This window comes from Candidatus Viadribacter manganicus (genome assembly GCF_001679665.1).
Lineage (GTDB): Bacteria > Pseudomonadota > Alphaproteobacteria > Caulobacterales > Aquidulcibacteraceae > Vitreimonas > Vitreimonas manganica.
Genome location: NZ_CP013244.1, coordinates 136,756 through 155,893, shown reverse-complemented (window position 1 = coordinate 155,893; position 19,138 = coordinate 136,756). Strand labels below are relative to the sequence as shown.

Annotated in this window: 16 protein-coding genes; all 16 read left to right on the top strand. The window is 60.3% G+C overall.

Annotated features, from left to right (window positions below):
• The first annotated feature begins 31 nt into the window (after window positions 1-31).
• The 16 genes from dnaE to lpxA all read left to right on the top strand — a co-directional run bounded on the left by dnaE (window position 32) and on the right by lpxA (window position 19,138).
• Window positions 32-3,445: a DNA polymerase III subunit alpha gene (dnaE, locus tag ATE48_RS00795; RefSeq protein WP_083197093.1), complete on the top strand. Its 3,414-nt coding sequence runs from the start codon at window positions 32-34 to the stop codon at window positions 3,443-3,445.
• A 105-nt stretch (window positions 3,446-3,550) separates the two neighbouring features.
• Window positions 3,551-4,933 carry an amidohydrolase gene (locus ATE48_RS00790; RefSeq protein WP_066766838.1) on the top strand — a complete coding sequence of 461 codons (1,383 nt, stop codon included), beginning with the start codon at window positions 3,551-3,553 and terminating at the stop codon, window positions 4,931-4,933.
• Window positions 4,930-6,180, top strand: a complete 1,251-nt coding sequence (locus ATE48_RS00785) for an amidohydrolase family protein (protein WP_066766836.1) — start codon at window positions 4,930-4,932, stop codon at window positions 6,178-6,180. Before ATE48_RS00790 ends, ATE48_RS00785 begins: the two co-directional genes overlap by 4 nt.
• A 189-nt stretch (window positions 6,181-6,369) precedes the next feature.
• Complete coding sequence (gene rpsB, locus ATE48_RS00780; RefSeq protein WP_066766834.1) at window positions 6,370-7,182, top strand: 30S ribosomal protein S2; 813 nt, start codon at window positions 6,370-6,372, stop codon at window positions 7,180-7,182.
• Between the two features lie 31 nt (window positions 7,183-7,213).
• Window positions 7,214-8,152: a translation elongation factor Ts gene (gene tsf / locus ATE48_RS00775; protein ID WP_066766833.1), complete on the top strand. Its 939-nt coding sequence runs from the start codon at window positions 7,214-7,216 to the stop codon at window positions 8,150-8,152.
• Window positions 8,153-8,272: 120 nt separating this feature from the next.
• Window positions 8,273-9,016 (top strand): UMP kinase, encoded by a 744-nt coding sequence (pyrH, locus tag ATE48_RS00770; protein WP_066766831.1) that lies wholly within the window; start codon window positions 8,273-8,275, stop codon window positions 9,014-9,016.
• Window positions 9,017-9,026: 10 nt separating this feature from the next.
• Window positions 9,027-9,593 (top strand): ribosome recycling factor, encoded by a 567-nt coding sequence (gene frr / locus ATE48_RS00765; protein WP_066766829.1) that lies wholly within the window; start codon window positions 9,027-9,029, stop codon window positions 9,591-9,593.
• A gap of 16 nt (window positions 9,594-9,609) precedes the next feature.
• On the top strand, window positions 9,610-10,353 hold the full coding sequence (locus ATE48_RS00760) for an isoprenyl transferase (protein ID WP_066766826.1): 744 nt from the start codon (window positions 9,610-9,612) through the stop codon (window positions 10,351-10,353).
• A gap of 55 nt (window positions 10,354-10,408) precedes the next feature.
• Window positions 10,409-11,200, top strand: coding sequence for a phosphatidate cytidylyltransferase (locus ATE48_RS00755; RefSeq protein ID WP_228126723.1), 792 nt, complete (start codon window positions 10,409-10,411; stop codon window positions 11,198-11,200).
• Window positions 11,197-12,384: a 1-deoxy-D-xylulose-5-phosphate reductoisomerase gene (gene dxr / locus ATE48_RS00750; protein ID WP_066766820.1), complete on the top strand. Its 1,188-nt coding sequence runs from the start codon at window positions 11,197-11,199 to the stop codon at window positions 12,382-12,384. Before ATE48_RS00755 ends, dxr begins: the two co-directional genes overlap by 4 nt.
• A gap of 47 nt (window positions 12,385-12,431) precedes the next feature.
• On the top strand, window positions 12,432-13,607 hold the full coding sequence (locus tag ATE48_RS00745) for a M50 family metallopeptidase (protein WP_066766817.1): 1,176 nt from the start codon (window positions 12,432-12,434) through the stop codon (window positions 13,605-13,607).
• Between the two features lie 81 nt (window positions 13,608-13,688).
• Window positions 13,689-16,154 carry an outer membrane protein assembly factor BamA gene (gene bamA, locus ATE48_RS00740; protein WP_083197091.1) on the top strand — a complete coding sequence of 822 codons (2,466 nt, stop codon included), beginning with the start codon at window positions 13,689-13,691 and terminating at the stop codon, window positions 16,152-16,154.
• 13 nt (window positions 16,155-16,167) lie between these two features.
• Window positions 16,168-16,818 carry an OmpH/Skp family outer membrane protein gene (locus ATE48_RS00735; RefSeq protein ID WP_066766814.1) on the top strand — a complete coding sequence of 217 codons (651 nt, stop codon included), beginning with the start codon at window positions 16,168-16,170 and terminating at the stop codon, window positions 16,816-16,818.
• Window positions 16,819-16,867: 49 nt separating this feature from the next.
• A complete protein-coding gene (gene lpxD, locus ATE48_RS00730; protein ID WP_066766811.1) occupies window positions 16,868-17,869 on the top strand; it encodes a UDP-3-O-(3-hydroxymyristoyl)glucosamine N-acyltransferase in 1,002 nt (333 codons plus the stop codon).
• Window positions 17,856-18,350 (top strand): 3-hydroxyacyl-ACP dehydratase FabZ, encoded by a 495-nt coding sequence (gene fabZ, locus ATE48_RS00725; RefSeq protein ID WP_066766809.1) that lies wholly within the window; start codon window positions 17,856-17,858, stop codon window positions 18,348-18,350. The genes lpxD and fabZ overlap by 14 nt, the downstream gene beginning before the upstream one ends.
• On the top strand, window positions 18,347-19,138 hold the full coding sequence (lpxA, locus tag ATE48_RS00720; protein ID WP_066766807.1) for an acyl-ACP--UDP-N-acetylglucosamine O-acyltransferase: 792 nt from the start codon (window positions 18,347-18,349) through the stop codon (window positions 19,136-19,138). Before fabZ ends, lpxA begins: the two co-directional genes overlap by 4 nt.

Genomic DNA, 19,138 nt, shown 5'->3' with positions numbered 1-19,138 from the left:
GTGAGCGCCTATCTTTGGGGCGGAGAATCATATGCCCCAGCAGTTTGTTCATCTCCGAGCGCGTTCGGCCTATTCGCTGCTGCAGAGTGCGATCCAAGTTAAGGGGCTCGCGAAGCTCGCGGCCAAACACCAGATGCCTGCGCTTGGGCTCACGGACGCCAACAACCTGTTCGGCGCGCTTGAGTTCTCAGAAGCCGCGTCAGAATTGGGCGTTCAGCCGATTGTTGGTCTCACTCTCGATGTACGCGGTGATCATGGGTTGAAAGGGGCGTTCGCGCTCATCGCCCAAAGTGAGGCAGGTTACACAAATCTGATGCAGCTCTCGAGCGCTGCCTATCTAGAAGCGGAATCGCACGATGAACCTCACGTTCTGTTCTCGCGTCTTCTGCAACACTCAGAAGGTCTGATTGCGCTAACCGGCGGGGGCGAGAGCGCACTTGCTCCGTTAATCTCCGAGGGCAAGATAGATATTGCCGTCGATACCTTGAAGCAACTCGGCCACGCCTTCCCCAATCGCCTCTATGTCGAACTTCAGCGTCATAGTGAACTCATCGAGGTCGAGAGCGAAGGTCCGCTGCTTGAGATGGCGTACGACCTTGGTCTGCCCATCGTCGCGACGAACGACATTCGTTTCGAAAAGAAGGCCGATCACGGGGCGCATGATGCGCTGCTCTGCATCGCGGCATCATCGTATCTCGGCGCCGAAGATCGCCCGCGTGTAACGCACCAGCATTACTTTCGTTCTGCCGATGAGATGGCCGCGCTCTTTTCCGATCTGCCGGAGGCGCTAGAGAGCACCATCGAGATTGCACGCCGGACTGCTTACAAAGTCGAGAAGCGCAAACCCATCTTGCCGCGCTTCGACACCAAGCGCGGCCGCGACGAGGCTGCCGAGTTGAAGGCGCAGGCCGAGGCTGGCCTAAAGGAGAGGGTCAAGGCGCTCGGAGATAAACTCGCAGCGCCGCTTGAGGATTACGAGAAACGACTTGCGTACGAGCTTTCTGTTATCACGCAGATGCAGTTCCCGGGCTACTTCTTGATCGTCTCGGACTTTATCAAGTGGGCGAAGTCGAACGACATTCCGGTGGGACCTGGGCGGGGCTCAGGCGCAGGCTCGGTGGTAGCCTGGGCCCTGACCATCACAGATCTTGATCCGCTACGTTGGGGCCTACTGTTCGAGCGCTTCTTGAATCCAGAGCGCGTGTCGATGCCCGACTTCGATATCGACTTCTGCCAGGAACGACGTGGCGAAGTTATCGAATACGTGAAGAACAAGTACGGGGAAGATCGCGTCGCGCACATTATCACCTTCGGCACGCTGCAAGCGCGCGCCGTGCTTCGCGACGTCGGACGCGTGATGCAGTTGCCGTTTGGCCAAGTCGATAAGCTGGCAAAGCTTGTGCCAGCGAACCCCGCAAACCCCGTCACGCTGGCTCAGGCGATGGAGATCGAGCCGAAGCTGCAAGAGGCGAAGCGAAACGAGGCGGAGGTCCGCGAGCTCATAGACACGGCGTTGCAGCTAGAGGGGCTTTATAGAAACGCATCGACACACGCTGCCGGCGTTGTGATCGGCGATCGTCCCCTCATTGAGTTGGTGCCACTCTATCGCGATCCACGGGCACATTTGCCGGCCACCCAATTCAACATGAAGTGGGTCGAAGCAGCGGGCTTGGTGAAGTTCGACTTTCTAGGGCTGAAGACGCTCACGGTGATCGACCGCGCCGTGAAATTCATCCGGGCTCGCGGTGAAAAGATCGATCTCAACACCGGAGACTACGGCGACGAGGCGACCTACAGGCTCATGCAATCGGGTCTGACCTTCGGGGTGTTTCAACTCGAAGGTCAGGGGATGCGGGACACCCTGCGCAAAGTGAAGCCTACGACGCTGGAAGACGTCATCGCGCTGATTTCGCTCTATCGCCCGGGGCCGATGAAGAACATCGATCGGTTCGCGAATGTAAAGCACGGTCGTGAGCAGCCTGATTATCTGCACGAGACTTTGAAGCCAATTCTCGAAGAAACATACGGCGTCATCGTCTACCAAGAGCAGGTGATGCAGATCGCTCAGGTCTTGTCCGGCTACAGTCTTGGCGAGGCCGACTTGCTGCGTCGTGCGATGGGCAAAAAGCAACCCGCGGAGATGGCGAAGCAAAAATCACGTTTCATCGAGGGCGCGAAGGAGAAGGGTGTCAGCGAGAACCTGGCCTCACACATCTTCGATCTCGTCGAAGAATTCGCCGGCTATGGATTCAATAAATCACACGCCGCTGCGTACGCCGTGGTTGCGTACCAGACTGCATTCCTAAAGGCGCATTATCCTGTCGATTTTATCGCGGCCTCTATGAGCCTTGACCTTTCAAATTCGGACAAGCTTGCGAGCTTCGTGCAAGACGCCAAGCGCGTTCACGTACCCATGCTGCCTCCCGACCTCAACAATTCCGAAGCCGACTTTAACGTTGAGAAAACCGAGGATGGTTTGGCGGTGCGTTACGCCCTTGGTGCTGTGCGTAACGTCGGGCTTGTCGCGATGGCGAGCGTGGTTGAGGAGCGGAAGCGGAAGGGGAAGTTCAAGGCGCTGCACGAATTGGCGGAACGGATCGATGCCAAGGCCATCAACCGCCGGCAGCTTGAAAACCTAGCCAAGTCCGGCGCTTTCGACGGTTTTGAGCCCGATCGCGCCAGGGCGCTTGCTGCTTGTGAAATTGTTGCAGCGTATGCGCAACGCGTTGCTGAAGAACGCGCCAGTTCGCAGGCGAGTTTGTTCGGTTCGGAAGAACCGAGCGCGCGTCCTGTCTTTCCAAAGGCGCCGGCCTGGTCCGCGCAAGATCGTCTGGATGCGGAGCGAGAGAGTGTAGGCTTCTATCTTTCTGGTCACCCGTTGTCGGACTTTTTCGTCGACGCTGGTGATCGATATTCAAGCTACGCCGATATTGTCGAAGAGGGTGAGACCGAGCCGCGGGCCTACATGATGGCCGGTGTGGTGCGCCGCATTCAGTATCGGCCCGCCATGTCAGGCGGGACCTTGGCGTTCGTCTCGATGAGCGATCCTACGGGCGACTTCGAAGGCATGATCATGCCCGAGAACGTGCAGGCTGCACGCGACGTGATCGAGGTTGGTAAAGCGTTCGGCTTCCGCGGCCGGGTTAGGTGGCGCGACGGCGACATGAAGCTCGCCGCAGATTCCTTTGAACCAGTCGAAGCTGCAGAAGCTCGGATCGGAGATGACCTTCGCATCGTGTTGCGCGAGGGGGCGCCCCTAGATTTGTTGCTCCAGACGCTGTCAGCGCTGCCAAAAGCTCAGCCCGGGGAGGCGCGCCCGCTTCATCTCGTGTTGCGCCTCAATGATGGCCGCGAGATCGAACTCAATACCGGCCGCTTGGCCTCGGCAAGTCCCGCCGCGCGGTCAGCATTGAAGGCGGCCAGAGGGGTTGAGCGCGTCATCTGAGGCGCCAGCTGCGCCTCGTCGAAGAATTCTCCCAAAACGCGCGCAAGCTCTTGTGGCGGCGATCTAAAGCCCCTCAGATGCCGCCCGCTCCAAAGGGGAGGGCCTATGCGTCTGAATTTGCGTCCCGTCATTGTGTCCGCGGCGATCCTTGGTCTCGCTGCGTGCGCGACAACTGGCTCGGACACCGAAGCTGAATCCAACGGACCCGCGCCGTTCGCTTCAACTTATACGCCCCGACCATCGACCCCGACCTTGATCCGCAACGCGACGGTTTTCGATGGCAATGGAGCCGAGCTTTCGAATGCTGACGTCTTGATGCGCGATGGTCACATCGCGGCGGTCGGTCAGAATTTGAGCGCGGAGGGCGCCACAATTATCGACGCGACGGGCCGTTTTGTGACGCCTGGCATTATCGATGCGCACTCGCACCTGGGTGTCTATCCGTCCCCTTCGATCGACGCGACATCAGACGGAAATGAGCTTACGCAACCGAACACCGCAGAAGTGTGGGCTGAACATTCGGTCTGGCCTCAAGATCCCGGTTTTCTGCGCGCAGTAGCGGGTGGCATCACCTCGCTCCACGTGCTCCCAGGTTCTGGCAACCTGTTCGGCGGCCGCGGCGTGACACTTCGCCCTGTGCTCGGTGCAACGACGGTTCAGGAGATGAAATTTCCAGGCGCCCCTCAAAGTTTGAAAATGGCGTGCGGTGAAAATCCAGCGCGCGTCTACGGTTCACGAAACTCATCGCCCGCAACTGGCATGGGTGACGTTGCCGGCTATCGCCAAGCTTTCGCGAACGCTGCGCGCTATGCGCGCCAAGTACGGAACGCAGAAGAGGGCAACGGCGAGCCGCCGGATCGCGACCTTGAAATGGAAACCCTCGCCGGTGTTCTGAACGGCGACATTATCCTGCAATGGCACTGCTATCGTGCCGATGAAATGGCCAACGCCATTCAGGTCGCGCACGAGTTCAATTTCGAAATCGCCGCCTTTCACCACGCGGTCGAAGCTTACAAGATCACCGATCTCCTCCGCGAAGAGGGCATCTGCGCCGCTATGTGGGCCGATTGGTGGGGCTTTAAGCTCGAAGCCTATGACGGCATTCGCGAGAACATCGCGTTTGTTGACGCTGGCGGTGGCTGCGCGATTGTTCACTCCGACAGCGAAGTCGGCATTCAACGTTTGAACCAAGAGGCCGCCAAGGCGATGTCCGATGGTCGTCGTGCTGGTCTTGAGATCACGCGCGCTCAGGCTTGGACTTGGCTATCGCGCAATCCTGCACGCGCCCTGCACATTGATGACGAAACCGGCACTCTTGAGAACGGACGCCGCGCTGATGTCGTTATTTGGTCAGCCGATCCACTCTCGAGCTACGCAGTCGCGGAACGCGTCTTTATCGACGGCGCGCAGGTCTATGAACGCGGCGCTGAACGTGATCCACCATCTGATTTCGAACTCGGCCAAACCTACACCCGGAGCGCCCAATGAGAACGCTAGCTGCTTTGCTTCTCGCTGCCGCGATCGCGAGCCCCGCCGCAGCCGAGACCATTTTGATCAACAACGGCCGCATCGTAACCAACGGCGCAGGTGGCGTTATTGAGAATGGTGACGTCCTCATCGTCGACGGTCGCATCAGCGCTGTCGGCGCCAACATCGCGGCGCCGCGCGGCGCCCGCGTCGTCGAGGCGGGCGGACGTTTCGTCACTCCGGGCGCCTTCGCTGCGATGAGCGAAGTGGGCTTGAGTGAGATCTCGGGTTCCGGTGCGCCCAATGATGCGGACATCGAGGGTGACCTCATCTCAGCTGCCGCCGACGCAGGCAATGCGTTTAACCCGAACGTCACTGCAATTCCGGTGACTCGCATTGAAGGTGTCACCCGTGCCGCCATTGCTCCCACAGCGAGTGGCAGCATCTTCGACGGACGCGGCGCGCTCGTGTCCATGAGCGGTTCTAGCGACAGCGTCTTCCGCGATCGAGCCTTCATGGTCGTGGAGTTGGGGGAAACGGGCGCTGGACGAACCGGAGGCTCGCGCGCGGCTTTGTGGCCGGCCTTCGAGGCCGCGTTACGCGACGCCCGAGAATACCCTAACCGCTATCGCAGCGGACAGGGCGGTGCTTTGCTGAACGAGATCGATGCCGCTGCTCTTCAGCCGTTTGCTCGTGGGCAGGGATTTTTCCTCGTCCATCTTGAAAGCGCCGCCGACATTCGCCGTCTGATCCGCTTCAAGCGCGATAATCCAAGCTTGAAGTTTGTCATCCACGGAGGTGCTGAAGCCTGGCAGGTCGCCGATGAACTCGCCCGCGCAAACATCCCGGTCATCGTGGATCCTTTGGCAAACTTGCCGGATCGCTTCGAGCGGCTCTCTGCCCGTCTCGATAATGCGGTGTTGCTGAACCAGGCGGGCGTTCGCATCGCCATCGCACCTGCGCCTGGAACAGTCGACGCACACCAAGCGCGCCTTGTTCTGCAACTCGCGGGCAATGCTGTCGCGAATGGTTTGCCCTGGGACGTTGCCTTTGCCGCCGTCACGCGCGGCCCCGCCGAAATCTTTGGCGCAAGCAATCTTGGGCGTCTGGAGCGCAGCTTCCTGGCCGATGTCGTGATCTGGGACGGCGACCCACTCCAAGTGACCTCAGCGCCGACCGCAGTGTTCATTGAAGGGGTCGAGCAGTCGCTGACCTCGCGCCAGACCCAACTCCGCGATCGCTACAACCCGCGCAACCGCCGCCATTAAAAGCCGGTCTGCTTTGCCAAACCGAGGGCCTCCATAGGCTTGATAAGCCTGTGGAGGCCTTATATATCCGCGCCTCACTTCGCACGCGGGAGCGGCGGGGCGGTCTGAAAGCGGCCGTTTCCTCCATCCGGTCCTAGGACGATAATCCTAGGTCTTTCCCGCGGCGGCTAACCGGAAAAGGAATGAAACATGGCGCTGCCTGAATTCAGCATGCGTCAGCTCTTGGAAGCTGGCGCGCACTTTGGTCACCAGACCCACCGCTGGAACCCGAAGATGGACCGCTACATCTTCGGCGAAAAAGCGAACATTCACATTCTCGACCTATCGCAAACGGTGCCTTTGCTGCACCAAGCACTGTTAAAAGTTCGCGACGTCGCCGCTGGCGGTGGCCGCGTGCTCTTCGTTGGCACCAAGCGTCAGGCCGCCGATCACATCAAGTCAGCCGCACAACGTTCGGCGCAGTACTACATCAACCAGCGTTGGCTCGGCGGCACGCTGACCAACTGGCAAACGGTTTCAAAGTCGATTGCGCGCCTGCGCGAGACAGAGACGATCATCCAAGGCGGCGGCGTTGGCCTCACCAAGCGTGAAGTGCTGAACCTTCAGCGCGAACGCGACAAGCTCGACCGCTCGCTCGGCGGTATCGCGTCTATGGGCGGCGTTCCGGACCTGATGTTCGTGATCGACACCAACAAGGAAGCGATCGCCATTCAGGAAGCTAAGAAGCTTGGCATTCCGGTTGTCGCGATCGTTGACTCAAACTGCGATCCGGATGCGGTGACGTATCCGATCCCAGGCAACGACGACGCGGCGCGTGCAATCCAGCTCTATTGCGATCTGATTGCAGACGCTGTGCTCGATGGTCTGACGGAAGGCCAAGTGCGCGGCGGCAAGGATATCGGCGCGTCTGAACGTCCGCCGGTTGAAGCAGCGGTCCGCGAACGTGCGCCGTCTGGTCCGGTCGAAAGCCCGATCGATGGCCCGACGGGCGCGAGCTACTAAGTAAATACGAGAGAAGTCTCAGGAGTAAGACATGGCGGAAATCACCGCTGCGCTGGTCAAGGACCTGCGCGAAAAGACCGGCGTTGGCATGATGGACTGCAAAAAGGCGTTGGGGGAAACCAACGGTGACCTTGAAGCAGCAATCGATTGGCTGCGCGCAAAGGGCTTGTCGAAGGCCGCGAAGAAAGCCGACCGCGCTGCTGCCGAAGGCATCGTCGCGATCGCGATCGCGGCTGACCACGGCACAGTCATTGAGCTCAACTCGGAAACCGACTTCGTCGCCCGTAACGCCGATTTCCAGAAGGCGGCCGGCGCGTTCGCGAGGTTGGCGCTGCAGACCAGCGACCACCAATCGTTGCTCGACTCCGTGCACGAAGGCCAAAAGGTCTCGGAGGCCGTGACCAATCTCATCGCCACAATCGGTGAGAACATCACGCTGCGCCGTTCGGCCAAGCTCAACGTCGAAAACGGAGTGATCGCTGCTTACGTCCACTCCAAGGTGGACGGCGCCGATCACCTGGGCCGCATCGCGGTTCTGGTTGGTCTTGAGTCGACTGGTGACAAAGACAAGCTTGAAGCTTTCGGCAAGAAAATCGCGATGCACATCGCCTCGGCCAACCCGCTGGCGCTGAACGAGACTGATATCGACGCCGAGCGTGTCGAGCGTGAAAAGACTGTTCTGCTGGATCAGATCAAGGAAGATCCGAAGGCCGCCGGCAAGCCTCAGCAAGTGCTGGACAAGATGCTTGAAGGCCGCATGCGCAAATTCTTCGAAGAGTCCGTTCTTGTGAAGCAAACCTTCATCATGAACCCCGACCAGACTATCGAGGCCGCCGTGAAGGACGCCGAGAAGGAAGTCGGCGCGCCGATCAAGATCAAAGGTTTTGTCCGCTTTGGCGTGGGCGAAGGCGTCGAAAAGCGCACCGATGATTTCGCTGCCGAAGTGGCGGCGATGACCGGCAAAAGCTAACTCGGCTCGACGCAAAATTGGGGGCGCGGACCGAAAGGTTCGCGCCCTTTGTTTTTATGGGCAGTTCCCTGGAACTGCGGGCTGACTCTTTGCCCGCTCGTGGTTTATAGATTCTGCCTCATGAGCCTTGCCGAAACCCGACCCAGCCCGAGCGGGCTGCGCTACAAGCGCGTCCTCCTGAAGATTTCCGGCGAGGCGTTGATGGGCGATGGCCAGTACGGCATCGACACCAATGTCTGCGAACGCATCGCACAAGAGGTGCTCGACGCCGCCGCAGCCGGCGCGGAGATTTGCCTCGTCATCGGAGGGGGGAACATCTTCCGCGGCGTTCAAGGCGCGGCCAAAGGCATGGAGCGTGCGAGCGCCGATTACATGGGCATGCTCGCCACCGTCATGAACGCGCTCGCCATGCAGAATGCGATTGAAGGGCTAGGCGGCCAAGCCCGTGTGCTTTCAGCCATACCGATGGTGACAGTCTGCGAGCCCTATATCCGGCGCCGCGCGATGCGGCACATGGAGAAGGGGCGGATCGTCATTTTCGCCGCCGGGACCGGCAATCCGTTTTTCACGACAGATACAGGAGCCGCGCTCCGTGCAGCCGAAATGGGATGCAACGCGTTGCTGAAGGGCACGCAAGTCGATGGCGTCTACACGGCAGATCCAAAAAAGGATGCAACGGCTACACGTTACGACAAGCTCTCGTATCACGAAGTCTTAGCGCGTGACCTCAAAGTGATGGATGCGTCCGCCATCAGCTTGATGCGAGACAACGGCATTCCGATCGTCGTGTTCTCAATTGGTAATCGCGGTGGCCTCGCGGACGTGCTCGCGGGGCGCGGCATCTGCACAACAATCACAGACTAGGACAGACGTCATGGCTGCTTCGCCGCCTTTCAAACTCGACGACTACAAGAAGCGCATGGACGGCGCCGTCACAGCGCTCCAGCATGAGTTTTCCGGTTTGCGCACGGGCCGTGCCTCGCCCTCGCTGCTCGATCCGATCACGGTCGACGCCTATGGCGCTGTGTCGCCGCTGACCTCAGTGGCGAGCGTCAGTGTGCCAGAGCCGCGAATGATTTCGGTCAACGTCTGGGACAAGTCGGTGGTCGCCGCCGTGGACAAGGCAATCCGTTCTGCGAACTTGGGTCTCAATCCGATCATGGACGGCCAGACGCTCCGTATCCCGATCCCACCACTGACGGGCGAGCGGCGCCAGGAACTTGCCAAGGTCGCCGCAAAGTACGCGGAGCAACAGCGCATTGCGGTCCGCAATATTCGCCGCGACGCAATGGAACACCTGAAGAAGCTCGAGAAAGAGCACGCCATCAGCGAGGACGAACACAAGCGTCACGGCGCCGAGGTGCAAAAGACGACCGACGATCACATCAAGAAGATCGACGATACGCTTCACTCTAAAGAGCAAGAAATCATGCAGGTTTAGAGCCTGCGACGAACCAATGGCGCAGCCCGCTCCGTCTTCTGAACAAGCGATAACGCCGCGCCATGTAGCGATCATCATGGACGGTAATGGTCGCTGGGCGCGTCAGCGCAACCGGCCGCGCACCTTCGGCCATGCCGAAGGTGTTGAAGCACTTCGCCGAACCGTGGAGGCCGCCGGCGAACTTGGCGTCGAGTATCTGACAGTCTTTGGGTTCTCGACTGAAAATTGGCGGCGCCCGGTCGAGGAGGTCAATGCACTCTTCGACTTGCTCCGGCTCTACGTTGCGCGCGATCTCGATAAGCTCATGCGCGAAGGCGTGCGCGTGCGTGTTATCGGCGGACGAGAGGGGCTGCAGCGCGACATTGCCGGCATCATAGAAAGCGCTGAGGCGCGGACGCGCAATAACACCAAACTCAATCTCACCATCGCCTTCAACTATGGAGGCCAAGATGAAATTGTGCGCGCAGCCAGACGCGTCGCCGCGGATGTCGCCGCGGGCAAGTTGAATTCAGCGGATCTCGATAGCGGGAAGTTCGAGTCATATCTCGACACCCAGGACCTACCAGCCGCCGACCTCTTGGTGCGGACCTCCGGTGAATTTCGTTTGTCAAATTTCATGCTTTGGCAGTCTGCTTACGCAGAGTTGGTGTTCCTCGACGTGCTCTGGCCGGATTTTGGCAAGGACGCGCTCTCGCAAGCGATCGAAATCTACCGCGGCCGCGAACGCCGCTACGGAGGGACCGCGCCTGAGTCCGCCTGACACAGTCCAAGCAGCGCCCACGCGCGGCGACTGGTCAGATCTTCGCGCGCGCATCGTGTCAGGCCTCGTGCTCGCGTCGTTGGGGGTTGCAGCGGCCTTTGCTGGCGGGCCTTGGCTCGCCGCCGCCTGCGGCGCCGCCGTTGTCGCGATGAGCTATGAGTGGGCTCGAATGAGCGAGCCGGGCGCCTTCACGCCGGCATTCATGTTTTCACTCGCCGGATCGCTGGGTGCAGTGATGTTCTCAAGCTGGCAATATTTGACGTTCGCATTCTTTTGGATGGTCGCTTGTGCGATTGCCTCAGCGACGCGTCGGCGCAGCATCGCTGGTTTCATCGAGACTGCCGGTGGGGCGATCTATATCGGCTTGCCATGTGCGCTTTTCGTATGGCTGCGCGATCGTGGTCCTGAGGGGCTGGAGACGATCCTCGCATTATTCGCCATCATCTGGGCGGCCGATATTTTTGCCTATTTCGGCGGCAAGTTGATTGGAGGACCAAAAATCGCGCGCGGCCTTTCGCCGAACAAGACCTGGTCGGGGATCATCGCCGGCACGTTCGCCGGTGCGGCTGCGGGCTTAGGCTGCGGCCTTCTGTTCCAGGCAGACGCTACGCTACGCTTGCCATGGGTGATCATTGGCGCTCTGGTCGCGTTCAGCGGCTTGATGGGTGACCTGTTCGAGTCTTTCTTGAAACGGCGGTTCGGCGTGAAAGACGCTAGCAAGCTTATACCTGGGCATGGCGGTGTGTTGGATCGGATAGACAGCCTGATGGCGGCAACGCTGCTTGTCGGTGCGGCCTTGGCCTTCGGCCCGGGCGCGACTGCGTTGTTGTTCGGTCGCGGCATATGACGCGTACGCTCTCGATCCTCGGCGTCACTGGTTCTGTCGGCCAATCGACCATGCAGGTCATCGAAGAGCTGCGCGCTCAAGGGCGGGAGTTGCCAGTGGAGGCCGTTACGGCCGCAACGCGCGTCGACCTGCTCGCGGACGCCTGCCGGCGGCTGAGGCCCAAGTTCGCCGCGATCGCCAACCCGGCGCTCCTTGGGGAGGCGCGTGAGGCCTTGGTCGGCTTGGATATTGAAGTTGGGGCAGGGCCCGCGGCACTGGATGAGGCGGGCGCGCGGCCCGCCGACTGGGTGATGTCCGCAATTGTTGGCGCTGCAGGTCTCTCGCCGACCATGGCGGCGGTCCGCCGAGGGGGCCATGTTGCACTGGCGAACAAGGAGTGTCTGGTGTGTGCCGGGCCATTGTTCATCGAAGCCGCCAAGGCACATGGCGCAACGCTGTTGCCGGTCGATTCCGAGCATAACGCGATCTTCCAGGTCCTCACCCACCCAGAGCGGGTGGAGCGCCTGACGCTGACAGCCTCGGGAGGGCCATTCCGCACCTGGTCTCGCGAGCAAATGGCTCAAGCCACCCCAGCTCAAGCCTGCGCGCACCCGATGTGGAACATGGGCCGGAAGATTTCCGTCGATAGCGCCACGCTCATGAACAAGGGCCTAGAACTCATCGAGGCCTCGTATCTATTTGGTTTTAAATCCGAATTCATCGATGTGATCGTTCATCCGCAGAGTACGATCCATAGCTTGGTGCACTACATCGACGGCTCGGTGTTGGCGCAGTTGGGTTCCCCAGACATGCGCATTCCAATCGCCTACGCCCTGACTTGGCCGGATCGAGCCCACGTCTCCACGAGCCGCCTGGATCTCGCCAAACTCGCGCAGCTGACGTTCGAGGCGCCAGATCCAGTCCGCTTTCCCGCGCTAAGACTGGCTCGTGCCGCTCTGGACCGAGGCGCAAGCGCAACAACTGCCCTATCCGCGGCCAATGAGGTCGCCGTGGAGGCGTTTCTGGAGGGCCGTATTCGCTTTCTCGACATTTGCCGTACCGTCGAGGAAGCTCTCTCACACTTGGAGGGGGCTGAAGCTGGGCTTCTCGCAAAATTGCCTTCATCGTTCGATGAGGTGAGGGCGGTGGATCAGGCTGCTCGTCGGGCGGCGCGTCTTGTTGCGGGAAACACTGCGGCAGCCTAAAGGCTGACAGCGCCTCACAAAATTGGGCTCGGGAAGGAAGCGGTCGAATGCCGGATCTGCTGCAAAGCATCCAGGATTTGCTGATCACGCTGGCGTCGTTTGTCGTCGTGCTGAGCGTTGTGGTGTTCGTGCACGAGTTTGGCCACTTCCAAGTCGCGCGGTGGCGCGGTGTCGCGATCGACACGTTTTCAATTGGCTTTGGCAAGACGCTGATTGGCTGGCGCGACAAGCAAGGCGTGCAGTGGAAAGTTGGTGCGCTGCCGCTCGGCGGGTACGTGAAGTTCGCGGACGACGCCGATGCGATGTCGACGGCGCCACGTGAGAAGATTGAAGATCCCGTGGCTCTGGCGGAGGCGCGCGCCAAGGGTCTTTTTCATGCTCAGCCGCTAACGACCCGCTCGATGGTTGTCGCCGCTGGTCCGATCACAAACTTTATATTCTCGATCCTTGCCTTCGCTACGCTCGCATTCGTGCTTGGTCGCGATGTCGCCAGCATCAACGGCGTCGAGCCCAATTCGCCCGCCGCTGCTGCAGGCTTGCAAGCCGGTGACGTCATCCAGTCGATCGACGGCCAACGCATCGACACCTTCCAGGATGTGCAGCAGGTGGTGACCGTGTCGCCCGGCCGTACGTTAAGCGTTGTCGTCTTGCGTAGTGAGCAAGAAGTCATCCTGCAGCTGACACCGCGCGCACGCGAAGATAACCCGCAGCTTGGTTCGATCGGCGTCAGCCATGACTCGTCGCCAGGCAATCGCGAGCCAATCAATCCGTTGGCGGCCGTCGGCGTTGGCGCCTCCAATACCTGGCAGATTATCGCGCAAACAGGTTCTTATATCGGCGGGGTTTTCACCGGCCGCGAGTCCGGCAATCAGATCGCCGGACCGCTCGGAATCATCAACGTTTCTGGACAGGTCGCGAATTCGGCGCTGAGCGGGGGTGGCGATGATGTCACGTGGACCGACCGGTTGCTGATGCTGGTCCTGTCGCTACTCAATTTGGCCGCAGTGCTATCTGTAGCTGTCGGCATCGTGAATCTGTTGCCGATTCCGATCCTGGATGGGGGCCACTTGCTGTTCTACGCAATCGAAGGTGCGCGTGGGGGCAAGCCGTTGCCGCCATCGGCTCAAGAGTGGGCCTATCGGGCAGGATTCGCCGTGATGGCGAGTTTGTTCTTATTCGCAACCTGGAATGACATCACGAGGCTCTTTCCGGGTGCGCAGTAACAGCGGCTCGTCCTTGTCTTTCGCGGCAGGATGGGCTCTTAAAAACCTAGACGCTGGGGAGCGTCGGACGTCGAGGGCTTGATGAAGCGGGTACTGCGGGATGTAGCGCTCGGCGCACTTGGTTGCGTCGCCACCGTTGGCGCGGGGGCGGGCGCATTATTGGCGGCCAGTACGGACGCTTATGCTCAACAGAACCAGACGGCTGCGCCGCCGCAGGCGCAGGCCCCTGGCGTCGCTATCCGTCGCGTGCTGGTTGAAGGCAACCAACGCATCGAACCGGCGACGATTTCGTCCTACCTGCAGGTTGGTCCTGGGGACACGTTCGATCCCGAGCGGATCGACATGTCAATCAAGACACTGTTTGCAACAGGTCTCTTCTCGGACGTTCAGATCGAGCAACGCGGCAGCGACCTCGTTGTCGTGGTCAGTGAAAACCCGATTATCAACCGCGTCGTGTTTGAGGGCATGCGCACGCTCGACGAGGAAGACCTTGAAGGAGAAGTGCAGGCGCGTCCGCGGTCGGTGTTCACCCCCGCACGCGCCCAAGCCGACGTGCAGCGCATTCTCGACGTCTATCGCCGGAATGGACGCTTTGCGGCGCAGGTCACGCCCCAAGTGCGTGAGCTTGATCAGAATCGCGTCGATCTGATCTTCGAAGTCGACGAAGGGCCTGTGACGGGCGTTCGCGACATCAACTTCATTGGCAACGAAGAATTCTCTGATCGTCGGCTCCGTGACGCAATCGTCACGACTGAATCGACGTGGATGAATTTCTTCTCCAACAACGACAATTACGATCCTGATCGCCTCGAGTACGACCGCGAACAACTTCGCCAGTTCTACAACAATCGCGGCTACGCTGATTTCCGCGTCGTCTCGGCTGTGGCTGAACTTACGCCCGATCAGCGCGACTTCTTCATCACCTTTACGGTCGATGAGGGCGTCCAATACGAATTTGGTGAGATCACCATCCAAACCGAGCTGAACCGGCTCCCAGAGCCGCTGCTGCGCGCGGTGAACCCGATCCGTCCGGGCACGGTCTTCCGCGGCGATCAGATCGAAGACGCGATCGACGCTATGACGTACGTCGCCGGCACGGTCGGCTACGCCAACGTGCAGATCACTCCGGTGGTCGAGCGCGATCGCGAGACGCGCAAGGTCAACATAACGTTTGAGGTCGACGAAGGCCCGCGCACGTTCATCGAGCGCATCGATATCGTCGGCAACACCCGGACGGTGGACCGCGTCATCCGCCGCGAAATGCGCGTCAGCGAAGGGGATGCGTTCAACCGCGTTCTGCTCGATCGCTCGCAAGCGCAGATCCGCTCACTCGGCTTTTTCACGGACGTCAAAGTCGAAGACGCTGACGGTTCGCAGCCGGACCGCTCAGTTGTCACCGTCACCGTGGAAGAGCAATCAACGGGCGAATTTGCTTTCGCGGCTGGCTACTCATCAACGGAAAGCTTCCTGTTCGACGTTTCTGTCACAGAGCGTAACCTACGCGGTCGGGGCCAGTTCCTGCGCCTGCGCGCCTCATCAAGTTCGCAGCGCCAACAGCTGGATCTGCGTTTCACTGAGCCGCGCTTCATGGGCCGTGAAATTGCAGCTGGCTTCGATCTTTATTCGCTCCGCACGGACTTCCTCGATCAATCATCGTTCGAGAACCAGTCCACAGGCATCGGCCTGCGCACAGGCTTCCGGATTGGCGAACGCACGAACCTGGGCCTCACGTATTCACTGATCCAGGACGATACGCAGATCGCGGACGTCTACATCGACCACGATTCGAACATCCTCACGCCGGACGTGAACCAGTGCGACGCGGTCAACGTCAGCAGACCTCTCCTTTGCGACCAGGAGGGCACCTTCATCACCTCGGTGCTCGGCTTCCAAGTCAATTGGGACCGCCGGAACTCGCCGGTGAACGCGACGCGCGGCTTCAACTTGGATTTCAGCCAGGACGTGGCCGGTCTCGGCGGCGAAGTGAACTATCTGCGGACCGAACTCGAAGGCGGCATCTATTACGGCCTGCCATATGGCTTCCGGGCGCTGTTCCGTGGCAGCGCCGGTGTCATCGCCGGCTGGAATGGCGACAACGTCCGCATCAACGACCGCTTCTTCAAGGGCGGATCGTCCTTCCGTGGCTTTGATGTTGCCGGCATTGGTCCGCGTCAGCTGCTTGTCGACGACATCACCGGCGAGATCGTGCAGCGCGGGGATGCTGTCGGCGGCAACGCCTACGCCATCGGCACCCTGCAGCTCGATGTGCCATTGCCGCTTCCCGAAAGCTTCTCGCTCGGCAGCGCCTTGTTCGTCGATTTCGGCACGCTGGGGTATTTGGACGCTGCAAACCGTCAGACCGTCGATCTGGCTGGTGCAAACCGCCTCATTGTTGACGATTCCGCCAGCTTAAGAGTGGCGGCAGGGGTCTCGATCTTTTGGGACTCACCGTTTGGACCGGTGCAATTCGACTTCGCGCAACCGCTCCAATACGAGGATTATGATCGACGCGAACAATTCCGGTTCTCAACCCGGACGAGTTTCTGAGGAGAAGCGCAATATGCGTGTGGTGAGTTTGTTTTCTGCGGCCGCTCTTGCGGTGGCCGCACTAGCTGTGTCGTCTGATGCTCTGGCGCAGCGCAACCGTGGCGGTGGTCAATCAACGACGGCGGTGGTGATCAATTATCAGCGCGTGGCCGCTGAATCGGTTTTGGGTCGCGACCTGCAAGCCAAGATTGCTGCGCTGCGCCAGCAATTTGCGTCGGAAGCGCAAGCTCTGCAGCCCGAGCAGCAGTCGCTTGAGCAAGAACGCACGCGCCTCCAGACGGCGACGCGCAACATGTCGCAAGAGCAAATCCGTAACAGCACGACATATGCGCCGCAGTTCCAGCAGTTCGCTCAACGCCTGCAGGCTTTTGAAGGCCGCGCCGGTGCTCTGCGCGGTGATATGGAATGTTCGTCGCTGATCTCGCTGCGCGATTTCGACCGCCAGGTTGGCCCGATCGTTCAGTCCGTGATGCAGTCACGCGGCGCCGGCATCGTAATCGACTCCAGCAACGTCACCCAATCTGATCCAAACTTCGACATCACCACGACAGTGATCCAGCAGCTTGACCAGAACCAAAATACCCGCGTTGCGAACGTTGCCCGCCATGCGGCCAGCGAGTGCCAAGGCCAACAACAGCCCAACGCACAGGCCCCGGCGCAATAAGCGCTACGGACAGTGACATCGGGCTTCGGCTGCGCCAAATAGTCGGCGCATGATCGATCCCCGCTTTTACGAGGCGCTCGGACCGGTAACGGTCCGGGCGCTTGCGCCTTCTAGCGATATCGGCGGCGACGCCGAGCGCGAGATTGTTGGCGCTGCTCCCGCAGACAGAGCCGGCCCAAAAGACCTCTGCTATTATGAAGGCAAGAAAGGCGCTGTCCTGGAAAGCGCGCCTGGCGCCTGCATTATCCCGGCGGCGCTTGCGCATCTCGCGCCGAATGCCGGGGCTCTCATCCTCAATGATCGTCCGCGCTCGCTGTTTGCTCGCATAACGCCTGCACTCATTCGTCCGCGCAGCTTCACTTCGAAAGCGGCTGTGGATCCCAGCGCTAGGCTCGAAGGCGACGTGCGGCTGGGAAGTGGCGTCGTCATTGGTGCTAACGCCGAGATTGGCGCCGGAACGGAGATTGGACCGAACACAGTCATTGGCCCCGGCGTTTGCATCGGGCGCCGTTCCAAGATTGGCGCCCGTGTCTCGATCTCGTTCGCCTTGGTTGGCGATGAGGTGAACATTCTGTCGGGGGCGGTGATTGGTGAGCAGGGTTTCGGCGTCGCCGGTGATGCCTCCGGAACCGTGGATGTCCCGCACCTCGGGCGCGTCGTCATCCAGGATCGCGTTACGATCGGTGCGAACTCCTGCGTCGATCGCGGTGTGTTCGACGACACGGTGATCGGCGAGGGGTCCAGGATCGATAATCTCTGCCACATCGCGCACAATTGTCAGATTGGCCGCGGGGTGCTGATTGCCGCGTTTGGCGGCATCTCCGGATCTACGAGGGTCGGCGACGGCGTTACGCTGGGAGGCCGCGTTGGCGTGGCGGATCACCGCAACATCGGGCCCGGCGCTACCCTTGCGGGTGGAGCTGCCGTGTTCCAAGACGTGCCCGCAGGCGAGGTTTGGAGCGGCTATCCGGCCAAACCGTTACGTAAATGGCTTCGTGAAGCGGCTTGGCTAAGCCGCCGAGCCGCAGGGGCGCGCGATGAAAGCAAATGATCTGACAGAACAGCAGAAGACCACGGATGACGTGATCGAGATCGGCGAGATCCTTCGCCGCCTTCCACACCGCTATCCCTTTTTGCTGATCGATCGCGCGGTCGATTACATCCCAAACAAGTCCATCCGCGGCATCAAGAACGTCACCATCAACGAGCCGTTTTTCCCGGGCCACTTTCCGGGTGCGCCCGTGATGCCCGGCGTCCTCCAGATCGAGGCGCTCGCCCAAACCGGCGCTGTGCTGATGTCAAAAACTCTTGAAGCCGACATCACCAAGCACCTCATCCTTTTCATGTCAGTCGAAGGCGCCCGCTTTAAAAAGCCGGTCATGCCGGGTGACACCATGGAGATGTTCGTCGAGGTGCTCTTTCAGCGCCGCAATATCTTCAAATTCAGAGGCCGCGTCGAAGTGCGAGGCGAACTCGCAACCGATTGCGAATTCGCCGCCATGAAGGCTGACCGTCCGCAGGATTCGCTATGAGCGCCAAAGTTCACAAGACCGCCGTTGTCGATGACAGCACCGAGCTCGGCGTTGACGTCGAAATTGGTCCAGGCTGCGTCATTGGACCAAACGTAAAGCTCGGAGATGGGACCAAGCTCATCGCTCACGTCTTCATCGAGAGCCACACCGAGCTTGGCGCTAACAACACGGTGTTTCCATTCGTCGGGCTCGGCGGCGCGCCGCAGGACCTGTCCTACAAGGGCGAACCGACGCGGCTCGTCATTGGCAACAACAACGTCATCCGCGAGCACGCCACAATCCATCGCGGCACCGTACGCGGACGGGGCGTCACCACTGTCGGCAACGACTGCCTCATCATGGGCAATTGCCACGTCGCACACGATTGCAACGTCTCCAACAACGTCATCATGGCGCAGACCGCGACGATCGGCGGTCACGTCCAAGTTGGCGACTACGCTTTCCTTGGCGGATTGAGCGGTGTGCACCAGCACGGACGGGTTGGCCGGTTCTCTTTCGTCGGGGCCTCTGCGCTGATGACGACGGATCTGATCCCGTTCGGCTCTGCAATCGGCAATCACGCGCATCTCGGCGGCTTGAATGTTGTCGGCCTGAAGCGCCGCGGCTTCACGCGTGAGCAAATCCACGATCTGCGCGCCGCGTATCGATTGTTGTTCGCGGAAGAGGGCACGTTCCAAGAGCGCATCGACGACTGCATCGAAGCCTATTCAGGCAATCCACAAGTGATGGAAATCGTCGACTTCATCCGCGCCGACGCGGCGCGGCCGCTCTGCATGCCGCGAGATTAG

Excerpts from the sequence above, each read along its gene's own strand:
- dxr (WP_066766820.1), top strand. The coding sequence starts at position 11,197 with ATGACGCGTACGCTCTCGATCCTCGGCGTCACTGGTTCTGTCGGCCAA.
- ATE48_RS00745 (WP_066766817.1), top strand. The coding sequence starts at position 12,432 with ATGCCGGATCTGCTGCAAAGCATCCAGGATTTGCTGATCACGCTGGCG.
- ATE48_RS00735 (WP_066766814.1), top strand. The coding sequence starts at position 16,168 with ATGCGTGTGGTGAGTTTGTTTTCTGCGGCCGCTCTTGCGGTGGCCGCA.
- bamA (WP_083197091.1), top strand. The coding sequence starts at position 13,689 with ATGAAGCGGGTACTGCGGGATGTAGCGCTCGGCGCACTTGGTTGCGTC.
- ATE48_RS00790 (WP_066766838.1), top strand. The coding sequence starts at position 3,551 with ATGCGTCTGAATTTGCGTCCCGTCATTGTGTCCGCGGCGATCCTTGGT.
- pyrH (WP_066766831.1), top strand. The coding sequence starts at position 8,273 with ATGAGCCTTGCCGAAACCCGACCCAGCCCGAGCGGGCTGCGCTACAAG.
- lpxA (WP_066766807.1), top strand. The coding sequence starts at position 18,347 with ATGAGCGCCAAAGTTCACAAGACCGCCGTTGTCGATGACAGCACCGAG.
- frr (WP_066766829.1), top strand. The coding sequence starts at position 9,027 with ATGGCTGCTTCGCCGCCTTTCAAACTCGACGACTACAAGAAGCGCATG.
- tsf (WP_066766833.1), top strand. The coding sequence starts at position 7,214 with ATGGCGGAAATCACCGCTGCGCTGGTCAAGGACCTGCGCGAAAAGACC.
- ATE48_RS00785 (WP_066766836.1), top strand. The coding sequence starts at position 4,930 with ATGAGAACGCTAGCTGCTTTGCTTCTCGCTGCCGCGATCGCGAGCCCC.
- ATE48_RS00760 (WP_066766826.1), top strand. The coding sequence starts at position 9,610 with ATGGCGCAGCCCGCTCCGTCTTCTGAACAAGCGATAACGCCGCGCCAT.
- rpsB (WP_066766834.1), top strand. The coding sequence starts at position 6,370 with ATGGCGCTGCCTGAATTCAGCATGCGTCAGCTCTTGGAAGCTGGCGCG.
- dnaE (WP_083197093.1), top strand. The coding sequence starts at position 32 with ATGCCCCAGCAGTTTGTTCATCTCCGAGCGCGTTCGGCCTATTCGCTG.
- lpxD (WP_066766811.1), top strand. The coding sequence starts at position 16,868 with ATGATCGATCCCCGCTTTTACGAGGCGCTCGGACCGGTAACGGTCCGG.
- fabZ (WP_066766809.1), top strand. The coding sequence starts at position 17,856 with ATGAAAGCAAATGATCTGACAGAACAGCAGAAGACCACGGATGACGTG.